Genomic DNA, 18,482 nt, shown 5'->3' with positions numbered 1-18,482 from the left:
GGGGCGCGCCCGCATCCCTCGTAGAGAGACGTGAAGACATGGCATGGGCTGAGAAGCACGGCAACGGCTACCGGGTCCGTTACCGACTCGACGACAACCGACTCTCAACCGAGACAGGGTTCACCACCTACGACCAGGCCCGCGACCGGGCCTTGGACATCGAGTCGTTGATGCGCACGGGGAAGTTCGTCGACCCCCGCGCCGGGCAGACACTGGTCCGGAACTGGGTGCTGGCGTGGTCGGAGGCCACCGACGTCAGCGAGAGCAGCTGGGCCAAGTACGACTCACACCTGCGCAACCACATCCTGCCCCGCTTCGGCGACACTCCCCTCAACCAAATCAGCCGCATCGTCGTCAAGGGGTGGGTCAAGAAGCTGCGGCGCGGGTTGGCCGACAACACCGTCGCCGACATCGTCACCCTGTTCTCCATGATCCTCGGCGAGGCCGTCGACGAAGGCCTCATCGGCGCCAACCCCTGCCGCAAACTCCGCGCCCGCACCGGCGACCAACCCGAGCGACCCCACGCCACCACCATCCAGGTCCGCACCATCGCCGCCCAGACCGTGCGGGCGCAGGACGAGATCCTCATCTACACCGCCGCCTACACCGGCATGCGCTGGGGCGAGATCGCCGGACTCCAATGGCCCAACGTCGACCTGGACAACGCCAAACTCAGGATCCACCCCGATCACGGGGCCCTGCACGAGGTCAACGGCAGGGTCTACCTCGGGCCACCCAAGACCGCGGCCAGCGTCCGCATCATCGACTTGGCCCCGTGCACCGTGGCGATGCTCACTTTGCTCCGGGACAGCCAGCCCGACGAGCAGCGCGCGGTGTTCACCGGGGCCGACGGCGGCTGGCACCGGCGGTCCAACTTCCGGCGACGCGTGTGGCTTCCCGCGACACAGGGGCACCGGACACGCGGCTGGGTGCCCGTGATCCCGGCCATGCACTTCCACGACCTACGCCACACCCACAAGACCTGGATGATCGAAGACGACACCCCCGACGTCCTCCAACACCGCCGGTTGGGCCACCGTCAGCACGGAATCAGCGGCGTCTACTCCCACACGACCCAGGTCATGGCCGACAACCTGCTCGCCGCTCTCCAGCGGCGTTGGGAGCAGTCCGGGAGCACGATCCGGGGTGACCTCTACCGCACCACGAAGGGGGTCAAGATCTTTTGCTCCCAATCTGCTCCCACAGACGCAGAACAGCCCGCCGACGAAGATCGTCGACGGGCCGTCTGACCAGCAGAAACTACTGGTGGGCGATACTGGGATTGAACCAGTGACCCCTACCGTGTCAAGGTAGTGCTCTCCCACTGAGCTAATCGCCCGAGGCGGAGGCGGGAATCGAACCCGCGTACAGGGCTTTGCAGGCCCTTGCCTAAGCCACTCGGCCACTCCGCCAGAATCTGAAGCCGGGGCCCCAGAGGGCCGGCGCAGAGGCCGAACCGCTTTCGAGCGGATGACGAGATTCGAACTCGCGACCCTCACCTTGGCAAGGTGATGCGCTACCAGCTGCGCTACATCCGCATATCACCGCAGCCGGTGGATCTGGTGTTCCCGCCCGCCGTGGTGTGAGGAGAACTCTACACGGTCCTGAAACCGGGTTTCCAGGGGGGTCGGTTTAGCGTGTTTGCTCAGGTCAGGTCGGTTGAGATGAGGTGGGTGAGGGCCTCGTCGACGTCGACCCAGAGGTGTTCGTTGCCGGGGACCACGACGTCGTAGGTGCGGTCTAGGAAGTCGGCTAGTTCTTGGGCTGAGGCCTCGAAGACGGCGTGGCCGGAGGGGGAGCTGAGTTCGATCACGACGACCTCGGGGTCGTCGGTGGCTGGGCGGATGCGCACGTCGCCGTCGCCCGCGTCGGCGATGAGGCCGTCGGCGAGGAGGTCGCGGGAGAAGACCCACTCGACCCAGCCCGCGCGGCCGGTGCGGAAGGCCGCGACCACCGCGTACGGGTCGCGCGTGTCGTAGCGCAGCTCGACCTTGACCGGGACCGCCGGGGTCCTCGGGGCCAAGAGGTCGAACACCGCTGTCGACCGCAGCGTGACGTGATCGTTTCGCATCGCCGGTACCCTTCTGCTCCCCTCCCAGTCAAACGACTGAGGTACACCGGTGTGACGCTCCAGCACCGGGTTCGGGACGTGGGATGGGCGCGGATCACCCATCCGGTCCACTACCCGGAACTCTGGGCAGCCATGCCTGCGCTCTCGGTGATCGCCGAGTCGAGGCGCTTCCATATTGGCTGGTTTTCCCGGGCATTGGTAGCGGCGGGGGCACGAATTATCGACAACGGTTATGTAGGAGTTCGCTCAATACCGCCCTGACCTGCGGACGCGCTACCGGTCTGTGCGCAGAACCACCCAGTTGGCGCAGGTCAGACCGTCACGTGCCGTCGTCGGTCGAACACGGCAGAATGTCGACCACAACGGCGGAAGATGGTGGACCAGTGACGAACGATACGTCGGGGAAAGGCCCCATTCGGCCGGACTGGGCCGATCGGAACCCCACCACGCGCGCCGTTTGGCGCACTGGTGTCGGAGTGGTCGGCTCGCTCGTCCTGGTCCTCGGAGTGGTCCTCATCCCCTACCCGGGCCCCGGCTGGCTGGTGGTCTTCGCCGGACTGGCCATCCTCGCGGCCGAGTTCCGCTGGGCCCGGCGGGTGCTCTCCTACGCCCGCTCGAAGTACGACGCCTGGACCGACTGGCTCAAGCGCCAGAGCCTTCCCGTGCGCCTGCTCGTCCTGGCCGCGACCGGTCTGGTCGTCCTGGCCACGCTCTACCTGTTGAACGTGTTCGCGCTGGTGGGCGGCTGGTTCGGCGTTGACTGGACGTGGTTGCGCTCCCCCCTGTTCGGACCCTCCTGAGACCCTGCTAATCTTCTTCCCGTCGACGCGGGGAACCGCGCCGGGCGATTAGCTCAGCGGGAGAGCACTTCGTTCACACCGAAGGGGTCACTGGTTCGATCCCAGTATCGCCCACAGAAGTTCGTGCGGTTCAACGCCCTGCCAGCAGATGTTGCCGGCAGGGCGTTGTTCGTTCCGGGAGCCCATCGGCCCCGCCGCCCCACCGAGACGTGCTTTCGGCGGCACTGGCCGCCTGGTTCGCCAGTAGGCTCGGGTGTGCGGGCGGCACACGGCGGGAGGGGCTGGGATGGGCGGCGGCGTCGGGCGGCGGGGGGCGTCGCGGGGGCGGGTGTATCGGGCTTCGGTGACGCAGAGCAGGCTCGTGCGGATGCGGTACGCGGCTGGTGGGCCCGCGTCGCAGACGGTAGGGGTGCACCTGCTGTTGCGGGGGGCGGTGGATCTGGGGCGGCTGCGGGAGGCGTTCCTCGCCTTGGTGGAGCGGCATTCCATCCTGCGGACCAACTACGGGGTCTCCGACGACGACGAGGTGTTCGCGATCGTCCACGAGGACGGCGGGCCCGACGTGTTCTCGGTCGCCGCGCCGACCGGGCTGGTCGACGAGGGCGATGTGCGTGAGCACGCCAACGGCTTGTTCGAGGGCATCGTCGACAGGTTCAAGGCCCCCGACCGGCACTCCATGCTCCAGGCCGTCGTCGTCCCGCACGTCGAGGGGGTGCACAGCCTGCTGCTCACGATCGACCACATCGCCGTCGACGAGCGGTCGAAGGCCCTGTTGCAGCGGGAGTTAGCCGAGCTGTACGCCGGACGGGCCGCCGGGCTGGCGCGGCCGCGGGCCTACGACCCCGCGGCCGTGCGCAACGAGTTCCCGGGGCTCGACGAGTCGCCGCAGGTGTTGGGGTTGGTCACGCCGTTGCCGCCGCGGCTGTTCTCCGGGCTGGGGCCGCAGAGCCCGCCGGAGGCGTTCGTGCCGGTCGGCGCCGGGGGCGCGCTCGGCTCCGAGGTGTGGGGGCGGGTGGGCGCGGCGACGCGGCGGCTGCGGGCGACGCGGTTCACCGTCCACGTCGCGGCGTTGCTCTGGGCGCTCAAGCAGTTCTCCGGCTCCGACGACGTCAGCCTGGTCACCGCGATGGACACCCGGCGCACCCCCGCGGACTTCGACACCGTCGGGTTCTTCCAGAACCTGGTGCTGCTGCGGTCCCGGTCGCCGCGCGCCGCGGGTCTGGCCGCGACGCTGGCCGAGAGCCGGGCGCTGGTGCGCGACTCGTTGCAGCGCCGGGACTACCCGATCGCCGCGCTGGTCGCCCGCGCTGCCGCGGAGCGCGCGGGTGTGCCGTGCCAGAACCCGCTCTACCAGGTGGTGCTGGCCTATGCGGTCGAGGACGTGGACCTGGGCTGGGCGCTGGACGGGGTGGACGTGCGCCCGGTCGTGCTGGAGCACCCGCAGATGACCTGCGAGCTGCTGGCCCACCTCACCGAGTCCGCCGACGACACCGTGCTGGACCTGCTCGGCGCGGCGGGCGTGCTCGCCGCGGCCGACCTCGAGCGCCTGGTCGCCCTGTGGCGCGACGCCGTGGCGGAGGTGACTCGCGAGGCGGTCGACCCGCCTCAGCGCGCCTGCTCGTCGTCGAGGTAGCCGGCGCGCTGGGCGTTGTACAGCCGGGCGTAGGCGGGCACGTCGAGCAGCCGCTCGTGCGGGCCCACCGCGGCGACCCGGCCCCGCTCCAGGAGGATCACCGTGTCGGCCGCCGGGGCCAGCGACATGCGGTGGGTGACCACCACGGCGATGCCGCGGCACCCCCGGACGGTCTCCAGCAGCCGGTCCAGCAGCTCCTCCTCCGCGACCGGGTCGATGGCCGCGGTGGGCTCGTCGAACAGCAGCAGCGGCGCGTCCGCGCGCAGCAGGCCCCGCGCCAGGGCCACCCGCTGCCACTGCCCGCTCGACAGGCGCCGACCGTGCGGCAGCGTCGCGCCCAGCGGCAGGGCGAGCCCCGCCCGGTCGGCGAGGTCGCCGAGCCCGGCGCCGCCGAGGGCGCGCTCGACGTCGTCGTCGGTGAAGCGGGGGTCGCCGAGCGCCACGGCGTCGCGCAGCTCGAACTCCAGGTCGGCTGAGTCCTGGGCGACGCAGGTCGGCCCGGGGCCCGCCGCCGGGTCCGCGCCGTGCGGGACCAGCTCGCCCGATGACGGGCGGATCAGCCCGCTGAGCAGGGTGACCAGGGTCGTCTTGCCGCTGCCGTTCGCGCCGACGATGGCGTGGACGCGGCCTTGCTCCAGGCGCAGGGACACGTCGTCGAGCGCGGGGGTCTCGGAGCCGGGGTAGCGGTAGGAGACCCCGCGCAGCTCCAGCGCCGAGACCGGGCCCGACACCCGCGGTGTCCCCGGGTCGCGGCGCAGCCGCTCGCGCACGCGGGCGAGCGAGCGGACCACGCGCAGCGAGTCCGCGCACGAGGTCAGGTAGCGGGCCAGGGCGGCGACCAGGGTCGTCGTCGTGGACAGCAGCAGCAGCGAGGCCAGGGTCGCGGTCAGGCCGGTCGACCCCGCCGCCAGCGCGTCGACCAGCCCCGCCGTGCCCGCGGCCAACGCCGCGCTGGTCAGGACGGCCCCGAGCACCGTCCACATCGCACCTCGGCGCAGGCCCGCGGCGCGCGCCGCCTCGGCGGCGTCGGCGGCCTCGCGGTGGGCCGCCAGCAGGTAGTCCCCGCCCCGGGACAGCAGCAGTTCGGCGGTGTGCTTGTCGTCGGTGCCGATGGCGGCGAGTTCGGCGCAGGCCGACGCGTCCTGGGCGGCGGCGCGCTGGCCCGCCCCGACCGCGGCGTCGCGCTTGCGCACGCACAGGTAGGCCCCCGCCGCGGCGATCGGCATGAGCAGCAGCCACGGCGTGGCCAGCGCGGTGAGGGCGACCACCGCGCCCAACCGCAACCCGGTTCCCAGGATCAGGCCCAGGACGTCGGCGCCCTCGGTCAGCCGCGCCTGCTCCGAGCGCACGATCTGCAGGTCGTCGGTGAACTCACGCTCGGAGAAGTGCTCGATGGACCCGGAGCCGTAGAGCGCGCGTTGCAGGTCCTCGTCGACGAGGCGGTTGGTCGCGTCGACGACCGCCGTGGACACGGCGATCGAGTACCGTCCCAAGAGGACTTGGGCGACCAGGGCCGCGCAGGCCAGGCCCAGGAACACCGCGGCTGTCGTCAGGTCGTCCCCGGCCCAGGACGCGACCATGACCGCGATCGAGACCGAGGCGGCGACCACCGCGGCGTGGCAGAGGGAGAAGACCACGACGGTGGTCCACGCCGAGCGCCGGTCGGCCCGCCACGACAGGGCGAGCAGTTCGCGCAGCGCGTCCCAGGCGCTCACCTGGCCGCCCCGTCGCAGGCGGGCGCGAGGTAGCGGCCTGCCTGCGCGCGGAACATCCGGGCGTACGCGCCGTCGTCGGCGAGCAGCTCGGCGTGGGTTCCGCGCTCGGCGATCACGCCGTCGTGCAGCACCAGGATCTCGTCCGCGCGCCGCACGCCCGCGAACCGGTGCGACACCATGACCGTCGTGCGGCCGGGGCCTGCCAGCTCGCCCAGTTCGGTGAAGAACCGGGCCTCGGCCTGGGCGTCGAGCGCGGCCGTCGGCTCGTCGAGGACCAGCACGCGCCGGTCGTCGGCGGCCATGCCGGTCAGCGCCCGGGCGGTCGCGACCCGCTGCCACTGCCCACCGGAGAGCCCGCCCGCCGCGGCGGGCACGCGCGGCGCGCCGGGCGCGAGCAGTGCCGGGTCGAGGTCGTCGAGCAGGGCCCGCACCCGCGGGTCGCCGAGGTCCGCGGCGGAGCCGAGCGCCACGTTGTCGCGCACCGGGGCGGGGTAGCGGATGTGCTGCTGGCCCAGGAAAGCGAACGAGTCGCGCCAGGCCCGGCGCGGCGCGTCGGCGGAGACCTCGACCCCGTCGCAGAGGATTCGCCCCGAGGTCGGGGCCAGCAGCCCGACGAGCAGCTTGAGCAGGGTCGACTTGCCCGCCCCGTTCACCCCGACCAGCGCCAGGCCGCGGCCGAGCACCACCTCGAAGCTCAGGTCGCGGAACACCGGCTCGGCGCAGCCGGGGTAGCCGAAGGCGACGCGGTCGAACCGGATCACGCTGCCCGGGCGCGCCTGGGGCGCCTGGGCGCCGGCGGACCGCTCCGGCGCGGCGGCGGTCGCGGCCCGGACGCGGTCGAAGACCTTCGCGCCCGTGGCGGAGTGGACGGCGTCCATGGTGACCCCGAACAACATCATCAACCCCACCAGGGAGGCCACGGCCGTCACCATCCGCGCGGGGTCGGGCCCGGAGCCGAGCAGGACGGCCAGCGCGAACGCCATCGCCAGCACCGCCGCGGCCACCGCCGCCAGCAGCCGCGGGCCCAGGCGCAGGGCCGGGCGCGCGCCGTGCGCGGCGTCGCGGAAGCGCCCGACGATCCAGTCGGCCGCCCCGAACAGCACCACCTCGCGCGCGGTGCGCCGGGTGAACGCCAGACCGCCGAGGTACACCGCGCGCCCGCTGCCCTCGTCGGCGGAGTAGGCCGCGGACTGCTCGGCGGCGTAGTCCCGCTCCACCGTCGCCGACAGGTGCGCGAACGCCGCCAGGACCGGGATGCCCGCCAGTGGCTCCACGGCCACGAGCACGAGTCCGGGGACCACCGCCCGGGCGCGCATCAGCAGGTACCGCACCGTCGAGACCGCGAGCCCGCGCAGGGGCGGCGCGGCGGCGACGGCGTCCAACGCCTCCCGCAGCGCCGGGGGCGTCGCGTCGGGGGCGGCCAGGCGGGCGCGGACCAGGGCACGCTCCGCCTCGGCCTGCAGCCGCCCGCCGTAGCGGTCGCCCAGGACGTCCACGGCCGTGTTGGCGAGCTGGTCGAGGAGGAACAGGCCGACGAACACCGCCCCGATCGCGGCGATCCCGCGCATACCGTCCGCGGCACTGCCCAGCAGGAGCCCGACCGTGACGATCGAGGCGGCCGGGATCGTCGCCGTCAGCGCCACGAGCAGGCCGATGCCCGCGGTCGGCCAGGGCAGCAGCCCGCGGCCGAGGGCGAACATGCCCAGCCGGAGCCCGCCGGGGCCGGTCATCCCGACCCGCTGGTGATGAGGTCCACCACGGCCCGCACGGAGTCGACGGCGAGCAGGTCGAGCACGTCCACGGCCACGCCCCACCGCTGCTCGACGACCTTCGAGACGGCGAGCAGGTCGACCGAGTCGATGCCGAAGTCGAGCAGCCCGACCTCCAGGAGCTGCTCGTCGTCGAGGTGGCCGAAGTCGCCGCGCTCGCGCAGCACCTCGATCAGGCCCGCGGCCACCTCGTCGCGGCCGTGGGGCCTGTCCGGCGCGGCTGCGGGGGCTGCGGGGGCCGCGGGGGCGGTGACGACGACCGTCTCGCGCGCCCGGGCCGCCGGGGCGGGCGCGAGCTCGTCGAGCGGCGTCGGCGGTCCGGAGACCACCAGGTGCACGCTCGTTCCGCTGGCCCCGAACGCGCTCACGCCCACCTTCGCCGTAGTCGGGTCGAGCGGGACCTTGCCCGCCGAGGGCTGGGCGATCCAGTCGCGGGCGTCGGCGGGCAGCTCGGCGAAGTTCGCCGTCGGCGGCATCCACCCCCGGCGCAGCCCGAGCAGGACGTTGACCAGGGAGGCGATCCCGGCCGCGGTGTCGAGGTGGCCCAGGGCGGGCTTGACCGACCCGACCGGCAGCGCCGCGCGCCGCCCGCCGAACACCTCGTGCAGCGCGCCCAGCTCGACCAGGTCGCCCACGGTGGTGCCGGTGCCGTGCCCCTCGAGGTAGGCGATGTCGTCCGGCCCGGCCCCGGCGTCGGCCAGGGCCCGGCGGATGACGCGCACCTGCCCGTCGAAGGCGGGGGCGGCGTAGCTGGCGCGCTGCGCGCCGTCGCCCGCGGAGTGCGCGCCCTCGATGACGCCGTGCACGGTGTCGCCGTCGGCGAGGGCGTCGTCGAGGCGGCGCAGCACGAGCACGCCCCCGCCGCTGCCGCCGACGGTGCCGTCGGCGCGGGAGTCGAACGCCCGGCACGACCCGGTGGGCGACAGGATGCCGCCGCGCTCCCACTGGTACCCGCGCCGGTCGGGGAAGTACAGCGCCGCCGCCCCGGCCAGCACGGTGTCGGCGCGGCCCGCGCGCAGCAGCAGGACCGCGTGGTCCACCGCCGCGAGCGCGGTGGAGCACGCGGTCTGGACGTTGGCGTTGGGGCCGGTCAGGCCCAGGCGGTAGGACACCCGGCCGGTGCTGTGGTCGCTGCTGTTGCCGATCAGGACCTCGGGGAAGGCCAGCCGCTCGCGCAGCGCGGGGTCGCGCTGCAGCCTGGTGGTGAAGTGCGAGTCCAGCGACTGGCCCGCGTACAGGCCCATGCCGATCCCGCCGACGACGCCGATCTCCCGACCGCGCGCGGTCTCCGGGGTCAGGCCCGCGTCGGCGAGCGCCCCGGCGCAGCAGTCGAGGAACAGCAGGTGCTGCGGGTCGGTGACCGCCAGCTCGTGCGGGGTCAGCCCGGCCAGGTGCCGCCCGGTCTCGGGTGTCCACTCGGTGCGCGCCGACCGCGCGACGTAGCCCGCGCGGGTGTACTCGTGCTCGGCGAGGCCCGCGGCGGCCATCGCCTCCCGGGGCACGTCGGCGACGGCGCTGTCCCCGGAGGCCAGGAACGCGTCGATCTCCGCCCGGCCGGACCCGGCGGGCAGCCGGGCGTCGTAGCCGACGATCGCGATCCGGTCGCTCACGCGCCGCTCCTGTCCCTGGTGTGGTCGATGTGGCCCGCGAGCTCGGCCAGGTTCGGGAAGCGCATCAGCTCCAGCACGCCCACCCGCTGCCCGGTGCGCTCGGCGACGACGCGGGCGAGGTTGGGCAGGTCCACCGACGTCAGCCCCATGTCGAACCAGTTGGCGGCCGGGTGCACGGCGTCGACGGCGACCACGGAGCGCAGCGCGGCCGCGAGGTCGGCGACGGTCGGCGGCCACCCGGTCTCGGCCGGGGCGGCCTGGTCCGGGGCGGCCTCGGCGGGCGCGGGTCGGCCCGCCCACTCCCGGCGCGGCAGGAACGGGGTGTGCTCGCCGACCCCGAGCAGCACGTGCCCGGGGGGCGCGGAGAGCAGGCAGGTGGCCAGGTCGACCACGCTGACCTCGTCGAGACCGAGGGCGGCGGCGACCGCCGCGGTGGCCTCGTCGGTCTGCCGCGCCTCGCCCACCGCGGTCACCGACACGACCCGCGCGGCGCCGACCTGGGTGGCGACGGCCTCGGCCGCGGCGCAGGCGGCGGAGTAGGCCTCGTGCCCGGTGCCCGCGATGTGCGCGTTGACCGAGGAGACGACCGCCAGGTCCGCGCCCAGCGCCCGGGCCAGGCCCGCGGCGGCGCGGACGCCCGCGGTCTTCGGGGCGAGCAGCCGGGCGACCTCGTCCCCGGGTCCGGGCAGCGGCGCGCCCGCCAGGTGCACGACCAGGGTGCGTTCCGCGGCGTTCCAGTCGAGCCGGGCCACCAGGTCGCGCGCCGCGGCAGGCGACCCCAGGTCGGCGGCGAGCCGACCAGCGCCTGTGGACGGACCGCGTCCGACGAGCGTCACGCGCGCGCCGCGCGCGGTGAGCTCGGCGCCGAGCACCTCGCCGAGGCGGCCGGTGCCGCCGAGGACGACGACGTGGTCACCGACGTGATCGCCGCGGACCGCCGTGCTGCCACCGGATACCGGCACCGAGGTCCGGAGCCAGGCCGCGCCGTGCGGGTCGAGGTACAGGTCGGCGGCGCTGTCCTGGGCCAGTTCCTCGTCGAGGACGGCGGCCACCGCGTCCTCGTCGACGCGCGGGTGCACCCACGCCGTGCGCACCGAGCGCGCGCCCGCGCCGTGGGCGACCGCGCGCAGGAACGCCGCGACCGGGTGCGACCGGGGCAGCTCGGCGGCGTCGGCCTCGTACGCGTCGACGACGACCACGACGTCGCGTCCGCGCAGCCCGGCGGGGTCGACCGCGCCGCGCCAGTGCTCGAGCGCGCCGTGCAGGTCCCGCGGGGCGTGCCCGTCGACCGCGGAGTGCGTCAGCCCGGGCCCGCGCAGCAGGACCGGGGTTCCGTCCTGGCGCGTCCCGGGCCGCGGCGCGGGTCGGGGCCGCCAGACCAGCTCGCGGACCGGTGGCGGGTCGGGGTTGAGGAACCGCCGCACCAGCCGCGCCTTGCGGACCTTGCCGATGCTGGTGCGCTCGATCGCGCTCGGCGGGATGTCGACCACGTGCGCGACGCGCCCGCCGATGATCGCCTCCACCCGGCGTGCGACCTGCCCGCGCACCCGCTCGGGCGAGCCGTCCCCGACGGCGCAGAACACCGCGATCTCGTCGCGCTCGGTGCCGCGGGCCCGGTAGGAGGCGAGCACGGCGGTCCCGGGCAGCACGCCGTCGACCCGCTCGACCTCGGCCTCCAGGTCCGCGGAGTTCCAGGTCACCCCGTTGGCGACCACCCTGGTCCCGTCGCGGCCGACGACGCGCACCCCGTCCGCGTCGATCCGCGCGAGGTCGCCGGTGCGGAACCACCCGTCAGCGGTGCCCCGCAGGTCCCCGCCGACGAGGTAGCCCTCCAGGACCGGTGACCCCTGGACCTCCAGGTGCCCCGTGCCCTGGTCGTCGGCGGCGTCGTCGCTGTCGTCCGCCACGACGCGCACCCGCACGCCGGGCAGCGGGGAGCCGACCGACACCGTCGCGGAGGTGTCGGCGGCCGGGTCGTAGCGCGGGGCGTACAGGACGCCCGAGCACGTCTCGGCCATGCCCCAGGCGGGCGCGATCGTGCCGCGCGGCAGCCCCAGGCGGCCCAGGGCGGCCTCGAACCGCGCGCAGTCCTTGGCGGAGACGGCCTCGCCGCCGTTGAGGCAGAACCGGATGCTGGAGACGTCGACGTCGCCGCCGGGGGCGATGCCCTCGGCGACCCCGGCCAGCAGCCGGTAGGCGAAGTTGGGCGACCACACCGCGGTGACCCGGTGCTCGGTGACGACGCGAAACCACTCGCCGGGGTCGGCGAGGACGCGCTCGGTCGCCGCGGACAGGTGCTTGGCGCCGATGACCGCGTCGCGCACGTGCGCCATGAGCATCCCGCCGACGTGCGACAGCGGCATCCAGTTGAACCCCACCGTGGTGGAATCCAGCCCGTTGACGGACGTGGCCCCCAGGGCCATGTCGACGATGCCGCGGTGGCGCTGCGGCACGACCTTCGGCGCGCCGGTGCTGCCCGAGGTCATGAAGTGCACCCGCGACGCCGGGCCGTCGTCCGCCCGGGCGGGCGCGGTCGCCGCGTGCTCGCCCGCGGCCCCCAGCTCCACCGCCGCCACGGCGATCCCGCGCCCGGGGGCGTCGTCGACGATGGCGAACCGCGTGCCGCGCGCGTGCAGCACCCCGCGCACCGGGGCCTGCTCGGCGAGCGCGGCCCACCACTGCCCCGGCCCGCCCGGGGCCGCCAGCAGCTCCGCCGGGACCAGCAGCGGCTCGACCCCGGCCAGGACGCCGCCCCAGAACAGGGCGAGCAACTGCGACGGCTCGGTCGCGGCGACCACGGCGACGTCGCCGGGCTCCAGGCCGCGGCGGCGGATGTCCTCAGCGACGCGCCGGGCCCGTTCCCGCAACGACCGCCAGCTCTCCTCCCGGCTGGTGCCGTCGGAGTCGATCGTGCCGACGGTCGCCCCGCCCGCCGCGGCGACGTCGAGCACGCCCGAGAGGCTGTCGGGCGAGTCGGGGCCGCGCACGGCGGAGAGGGGCGGTCCGTCCAGTTCGGACAGGACGCGGGGCCTGGGGTCCGGGAACCGCGTCATCACCGGCTGACCGTCGGGCGGCCGTCGCGCAGGACCTCGAACTGCGTGTGCGGGTTGTTGGCCGGGCTGACCACCTTCTCGCCCCACGGGTCGATGGCGATCCGGTTCATCCCGTCCGGCGCGTACTCGACGACCAGCGCCTTGCGCGCCCAGTCGCGGTGGTTGCCGCCGGTCATGTGCGGCAGCAGGCCCGCGAACACCACGATCGACCCGGCGCGCACCGGCAGCGGGACCATCCCGGCCGGGTCCTCGTCGAACACCCGGTTGCCCAGGTCGCCCTTCTCGTGCACGAGCGGCCCGGTGCGGTGCCCGCCGGGCAGCACCCACATGCAGCCGGACTCCTCGTCGGCGTCGGTCAGCGCGATCCACGCGGTCACGATCTGACCCGGCTGGTCGACGAAGGTGTAGCCGGTGTCCTGGTGCCAGGGGAAAACCAGGCTCGAGTGCGGGCTCTTGTAGACCGACTGGTCCCAGTACAGCCGCACGTTCGGCCCGATGAGGTCGTGCATCATGTGCTGCAGCAGCGGCAGCTTGATCAGCTCGCGCAGCGGCGCGGAGTGCCGGGCCAACTGCACGTTGAAGGTCACCTTGCCCGCCTGGGTGATGGTGTTCTTGCCGCCCGCGGCCTTCGCCGCCTCCGCCCGCTGCTCCTCGAACCGGTCGAGGTCGGCGACGACGTGGCCGAGGAAGGCGGGGCTGAGCACGTCCTCCACCACCACGTACCCGTCGCGGTCGTAGGTCGCGGCCTCGGCGTCGCTGAGCACCCGCTTGCCGGTGCCGATCGAGCGCCACATGAAGCTGTCGCTGAGCGGGTGCCTGCGGAACGAGGGCCACAGCGGGGACCGCAGCCCGAACCGCTCCTGGCAGAACAGCGCCCAGTCCGCCCGCGCGTCCTCGACCACCGACCCGCGGCCCGCCGCGGCGAACACCGACAGGCTGGAGTCCACCGTCGCGGGCGCGTCGTCGGGGATGAGCCCGCCCGCGAACCCGCGCTCCGCCGCGGCCCGCCGGTCGGGCTCCCGCCACGCCCCGAACTCGCGGAGCTCGCCGAACGTCGTCCTGATCTCCTGGGTCATCGCCCCGCCCCTCTGCGTCGGAAAACCGGTGTCTGGCTCGATCGGCGCCTGGGCGCCGTGGGTGCTCAGGCGCGGGACAGCACCGCGTCGCTGAGCCCGCCCACCGTCGGGTTGTCGAAGATCAGCGCCACCTCGAGCTCGGTGCCCAACTCCTGGTTGAGGATGGCCATGATCCGGATGGCGTCGATGGAGTCGCCGCCGAGGTCGAAGAAGTCGTCCTCGTCGCCGAAGACCGCCGGGTCGTCGAGCACCCGCCGCCAGATCCCGCGCACGAGCTCGGGCACGCGCCCGTCCGGCGCCTCCGCCGCCGCGCCGAACTCCGCGGCCATGGCCCGCAGCGCGGCGACGACGTCGGCGCGCTGCCCGGGCGCCAGCGGGCGCAGCACGTGGGCGAGCGCCGCGTCCAGCTCCCCGGCCGAGGACGGCGACAGCGGCAGCGCCTCATCCGCCCCGACCACGGTCCAGCGGGTCACGGCGAACCCGGTGTCCCCGGCGGCCGGGTCGCGCCCCGGCGGACCGACGACCAGCCGCGGGGACCCGGTCACGCCGACGCGGCCCGCGAGCCCGGTCATGCCCGTGGCCAGCAGCGCGACCACCGCGTTGAAGGCGGTATCGACCTCGACCGCCACGGCCGCGACGGCGAGCAGGCCCGGCTCCTCCACCGCGAGGATTCGCGCGGACGAGCGCGCCTTGGCCACCACCAGCTCCACCGGGCAGTCCCGGCCGTCGAGCCGCACCCGCGCCGCGCCGACGTCCTCGGGCGGGGACACCAGCCCCCGCACCAGCGCGGCCAACTCGGCTCCCGTGACCTCGGGCTCGGGCTCGAACCGCTGCCCCAAGCCGCGCGTCAGCCGCTCCAGCAGCAGCTCGCCCCGCTCGCGCGGCAGGAACCCGCGCGCGGCGTCGAGGGACAGCTCCACCCCGCCGGATGGCCGCTGGGTGAAGGTCACGGTCAGCGGGAAGCGCACGACGTCGGTGGGCGCGGACACCTCGTCGACCCGGTGCCCGTCGACCGTGAAGGCCGCCAGGTCGTCCCAGGCCACCGTCACCGCCGGGGTCTGCACCCGGCGCGTGACGTCGGCGAACACCTGCCGGAAGGTCAGCGACCCGTGCCGCACCCCGGACAGCACCGCCTGCTTGGCGTCCGCGCCGGAGCCGCGCCGGAACGGGACGAGCACCGCGCCGCTGCCGTACTCGGCCACCGGCGGCCGCGCGGGGAAGGCGTACAGGTGCTCGCGCCCCAGCGCGTCGTCGACGATCTCGGCCACCGCGCGCAGCGCCTCGGCGAACGGGGTCGACCGCTCGGCGCGCGCGTACGCCGCCAGCCCCTCGCGCAGGCCCGGGGGCAGCGGGGCCGACAGCCGGTAGCCGGCGCGGTCGAGGGTCCGCGCGTCGAACCCGGCGTCGAACACCTCGTCCGGCAACGCCCGCACCCACCGGTCCCAGTACGCCCGGTCGCGCTCGCGGGCCGCCGCGTCCACTTCGGCCGCCGGGGGCAGCGCCGGCTCCTGGACCGGTTTCCCCGCGTAGCGCGCGGCCACCGACGCCAGCAGCTCGGCGAACCGCATCCCGTCGACGACGATGTGCGACGCGCTCAGGTTGACCAGCACCCCCTCGGCGGCGCGCTGGCAGGTCAACCGCACCGCGAACCGCTCGACGGGGTCCAGCGGCGTGTCGGCGCACCCGGCCCGCACCGCGGCCTCGAACCGCTCCGTGGAGTCCGCCACGCCGTCCAGCACCCGCCAACCCCGCTCGTGCGCCTCGCCGAAGGGCTCCACCCAGCCCGCCGCGCCGTCGGCGTCGATCCGCAGCCGGTACGCGGGCTGGGCCGCGACGGCGTCGAGGAAGGCCTGGCGCAGCCTGCCCAGGTCGAGGCCGGGGGCGACGACGAAGGTGCGGGCGATGTTGTAGGCGTCGCGGGTCTGGGCGCTGATCTGGCACGCCGCCCAGATCTCCCGCGCGGCCCGCGAGATCTGCACCGGGAACGCCCCGGTCTCCCCCGCCGGGCCGGTCAGCCGCTCGGGCGTGGAGGTCTGTTCACGTGCCCCGGCCCGCTGTGGTGCCGCGGGCTGAGCCGGTGTGGGGAGGCTGTCCTGTTCCGGCGCGGCAGGTGGCGTCTGAAGGGCCTCAGCGGTGCGCTCGTGGAGCCTGCCCAGTGCTCGCACCGTGTCCGTCCACGCCGGACCCTGGGGCAGGAAGTCGACCAGGCAGGCGATCTCGGTGACGCCCAGGCGGGCGAGTTCGGCGGTCAGCGCGGGCCAGTCCGCCTCGGACCCGACGAGGGACAACCCAGCGCGCAGCCGGTCCGCCGCTGCGGCCATCCTGGGTTTCCACGTCTCCTCGCGCACCTGCGCGGGGTCGTCGTGGGTGGCGCGGAAGGTGGCGAACATGTACTGCTGCAACGCCTCCCGGTTGCGCCGGTCCGACTCGTCCCCCGTGGACACCGCGGCGTGCAGCAGCACGGCCACCTCGCCGCCGTCGGCGGGCAGGCCGCCGTCGCGGCGGCCCTGCCGGTAGCGCTCCAGGCCCGCGCGAAGCCGCGCCAGGTCCTGCTGGATCAGGTTGGTCAGCACCCCGCGACCGGCGCGGCCCGCCTCGTAGAACGACTCCGGCGTCCCCAGGCACGCCTGCCACAGCCGCAACTCGCTCACCGGGCGCGGGTGCAGCCGGACCTCCGCCTGCTCGCCGGAGTGCCCCCGCACCGCGACGGCCTCGCCGCGCCAGAGCCGTTCCAACTGCGCGACCCGCTCCCGGAACAGCTCCCGGCGCTCGGCGTGCGGCGCCTCGGAGAGCACGAAGTCGCGCCGCATCCACCCCGACGCCACGCCGAGCCCGACGCGGCCGCCGGAGGCGACGTCGACCATGGCCCAGTCCTCGGCCACCGACACCGCTGAGTGCAGTGGCAGCACGCTGCTGCCCGCCCGGATGCCGATTCGGGAGGTGCGCGCGGCGACCATCGCGCCGAGCACGGCCGGGTTCGGGGAGAACCCGGCGAAGTCGTCGAAGTGCCGCTCGGGCAGCCAGACGTTCGCCAGCCCCTCGGCCTCGGCCGACTCGACCAGTCGCAGCAGCCGCGAGTAGACCTCGCTCCCGCCCTCGCCCGTGAAGCCGAACAGCGCCAGGCTCACCGCGGGGGCCGCCGCGGCGGGCTCGGCGGGCGCCTCGTCGCCGCGGGCGAGCCGCTGGACCGCGGCGGCGACCGCGTCGAGCACCGCGCGGCGCACGTCGGGGGTGTGGGCGGGGGAAAGGAAGCAGTTGCCCGTCTCCGGGATGAGCACGCCCTCGGCGATCAGCTCCCGGCGGAACCGGTGGAAGGCCTTGCCGCCGTAGGCGAAGCTGGTCGACTTCTCCGGGGTGAACCGGAAGAACGAGCCCGTGCCCAGCACCCGCACGCCGGAGCCCGCCAGGACGCCCTCGATGTCGTGGCGCAACCGCTCGCCCGCGGCGTTGAGGTCGGCGAGCACGGTGTCGCCGCCGGTGGCCAGTTCGGTCAGGACCGCGTGCGCCGCGGCCACCGACAGCGGGTGCTTGGCGTAGGTGCCGCCGGTGAACGACACCTGGTCCGGGTCGGCGCGGACCTCGTCGGTCCACGGGCCGCCATCGATGAGGTCCATGACGTCCGCGCGCCCGGCCACCGCCGCCATCGGCAGCCCCGCGGCCAGCGTCTTGCCGTAGGTGACCAGGTCCGCGCGCACCCCGTAGACCCCTTGGAAGCCCTGGACGTGGAACCGGAACCCGGTCAGCACCTCGTCGAACACCAGCAGCGCCCCGGCCCGCTCGGTCAGCACCCGCGCCCGGCGCGCGAGGCCGCCGAGGTCGATGTCGGGCGACTGGTTGAGCCGCGGCTCCATGACCACCGCGGCGACCTCGTGCCCGTGCGCGGCCATGAACTCGCTGAGCTGCGCCTCGTCGGCGGGCAGCACGCGCACGTCCTCGGCCGCGCCGGGGGAGACCCCCGGGAACGACGGGGTCGCCAGGCGCTCGCGGCGCCTGCCCGGGCGCGGGCTGAACAAGGTGGTGTCGGAGTGCCCGTGGTAGGCGTTCCGCAGCAGCACCACCAGCGACCGCCCGGTGCGGGCGCGGGCCAGGCGGATCGCGGTGAACACCGCCTCGGTGCCGGTCACGCAGAAGTTGACCCGGTCCATGCCGGTCAGCTCGCACAGCAGCCGGGCCACCTCGGCCGTCTGCTCGACCTCGGCCCCGATGTGCAGGCCGCGCGCCACCTGCTGCTCGACCGCCGCGCGGACGAAGTCGGGGTTGTGCCCGAACAGGTGCGCCCCGTAGCCCATGGTCAGGTCGACCAGCCTGCGCCCGTCGACGTCCCACACGTGCGCGCCCTCGGAGCGGGTGATCCAGATGGGGTACGACGCCGCGCGCTCCTCGTGCTCGCGCTGGGCGATCTTGCGGTTGTTGACCAGGTGGCCCTGGCTGCGTTCGCTCAGCGCCCGCGAGCGCGCGGTGGCCGCGGCGTAGCTCGGGCCCGGCGCCCGGCGCGGCGCGGGCTCGGCCGCCGGGACCGGCTCCGGCCGCGCGGGGGGCTCGTCCGCCCGGGGCAGGGATTCGGTGACCCAGCGGGAGATGGCCCGGACGGTGACGATGTCCTCCAGCAATTGCTGCACAGAGATGTCGACATCGAATCGGGTTTTGACCTCACGCGACAACTCGACCAAGACCAACGAATCAGCACCCAGGTCGAGCAACGGCACACCACGGTCGATCGTGCCCGCGTCCAACTCCAACAAGTGCTCGGCCAGC

The 18,482-nt window shown here is 74.6% G+C and carries 10 protein-coding genes and 4 tRNA genes; 4 read left to right on the top strand and 10 right to left on the bottom strand.

Annotation, left to right across the window (positions count from 1 at the left end):
* Window positions 1–38 precede the first annotated feature (38 nt).
* Window positions 39–1,250, top strand: a complete 1,212-nt coding sequence (locus GCL84_RS05805) for a tyrosine-type recombinase/integrase (protein ID WP_156754316.1) — start codon at window positions 39–41, stop codon at window positions 1,248–1,250.
* A 14-nt stretch (window positions 1,251–1,264) separates the two neighbouring features.
* Here the strand turns inward: GCL84_RS05805 and GCL84_RS05800 are convergent.
* The 4 genes from GCL84_RS05800 to GCL84_RS05785 form a co-directional block, all read right to left on the bottom strand.
* Window positions 1,265–1,339: transfer RNA gene (locus tag GCL84_RS05800), tRNA-Val, on the bottom strand.
* A gap of 1 nt (window position 1,340) precedes the next feature.
* Window positions 1,341–1,412: transfer RNA gene (locus tag GCL84_RS05795), tRNA-Cys, on the bottom strand.
* 53 nt (window positions 1,413–1,465) lie between these two features.
* Window positions 1,466–1,538: transfer RNA gene (locus GCL84_RS05790), tRNA-Gly, on the bottom strand.
* 107 nt (window positions 1,539–1,645) lie between these two features.
* Complete coding sequence (locus GCL84_RS05785; RefSeq protein ID WP_156754315.1) at window positions 1,646–2,071, bottom strand: SsgA family sporulation/cell division regulator; 426 nt, start codon at window positions 2,069–2,071, stop codon at window positions 1,646–1,648.
* A gap of 383 nt (window positions 2,072–2,454) precedes the next feature.
* On the opposite strand from GCL84_RS05785, the gene GCL84_RS05780 reads away from it, so the two are divergent.
* The 3 genes from GCL84_RS05780 to GCL84_RS05770 all read left to right on the top strand — a co-directional run bounded on the left by GCL84_RS05780 (window position 2,455) and on the right by GCL84_RS05770 (window position 4,504).
* On the top strand, window positions 2,455–2,871 hold the full coding sequence (locus GCL84_RS05780; protein ID WP_268891327.1) for a TIGR02611 family protein: 417 nt from the start codon (window positions 2,455–2,457) through the stop codon (window positions 2,869–2,871).
* A gap of 42 nt (window positions 2,872–2,913) precedes the next feature.
* Window positions 2,914–2,985: transfer RNA gene (locus GCL84_RS05775), tRNA-Val, on the top strand.
* A gap of 229 nt (window positions 2,986–3,214) precedes the next feature.
* Window positions 3,215–4,504, top strand: coding sequence for a condensation domain-containing protein (locus GCL84_RS05770; RefSeq protein ID WP_197523040.1), 1,290 nt, complete (start codon window positions 3,215–3,217; stop codon window positions 4,502–4,504).
* Here GCL84_RS05770 and GCL84_RS05765 read toward each other — a convergent pair.
* From GCL84_RS05765 to GCL84_RS05740, 6 genes are all read right to left on the bottom strand, one after another.
* The gene (locus GCL84_RS05765) at window positions 4,477–6,219 is read right to left on the bottom strand and encodes an ATP-binding cassette domain-containing protein (protein WP_156754313.1); all 1,743 of its coding nucleotides are present in this window, start codon (window positions 6,217–6,219) and stop codon (window positions 4,477–4,479) included. The genes GCL84_RS05770 and GCL84_RS05765 overlap by 28 nt on opposite strands.
* The gene (locus GCL84_RS05760; RefSeq protein WP_156754312.1) at window positions 6,216–7,949 is read right to left on the bottom strand and encodes an ATP-binding cassette domain-containing protein; all 1,734 of its coding nucleotides are present in this window, start codon (window positions 7,947–7,949) and stop codon (window positions 6,216–6,218) included. Before GCL84_RS05760 ends, GCL84_RS05765 begins: the two co-directional genes overlap by 4 nt.
* Window positions 7,946–9,598, bottom strand: a complete 1,653-nt coding sequence (locus tag GCL84_RS05755) for a beta-ketoacyl synthase N-terminal-like domain-containing protein (protein ID WP_156754311.1) — start codon at window positions 9,596–9,598, stop codon at window positions 7,946–7,948. The genes GCL84_RS05760 and GCL84_RS05755 overlap by 4 nt, the downstream gene beginning before the upstream one ends.
* The gene (locus tag GCL84_RS05750) at window positions 9,595–12,651 is read right to left on the bottom strand and encodes an AMP-binding protein (protein ID WP_156754310.1); all 3,057 of its coding nucleotides are present in this window, start codon (window positions 12,649–12,651) and stop codon (window positions 9,595–9,597) included. Before GCL84_RS05750 ends, GCL84_RS05755 begins: the two co-directional genes overlap by 4 nt.
* Window positions 12,651–13,727 (bottom strand): phytanoyl-CoA dioxygenase family protein, encoded by a 1,077-nt coding sequence (locus tag GCL84_RS05745; RefSeq protein ID WP_156754309.1) that lies wholly within the window; start codon window positions 13,725–13,727, stop codon window positions 12,651–12,653. Before GCL84_RS05745 ends, GCL84_RS05750 begins: the two co-directional genes overlap by 1 nt.
* 65 nt (window positions 13,728–13,792) lie before the next feature.
* The gene (locus GCL84_RS05740) at window positions 13,793–18,460 is read right to left on the bottom strand and encodes a MupA/Atu3671 family FMN-dependent luciferase-like monooxygenase (RefSeq protein ID WP_268891328.1); all 4,668 of its coding nucleotides are present in this window, start codon (window positions 18,458–18,460) and stop codon (window positions 13,793–13,795) included.
* Between the last annotated feature and the right edge of the window lie 22 nt (window positions 18,461–18,482).

This window comes from Actinokineospora pegani, from assembly GCF_009745975.1.
GTDB lineage: Bacteria > Actinomycetota > Actinomycetes > Mycobacteriales > Pseudonocardiaceae > Actinokineospora > Actinokineospora pegani.
The sequence above is the reverse complement of the archived record's forward strand: the minus strand, read 5'-3'. Positions and strand labels throughout refer to the sequence as shown.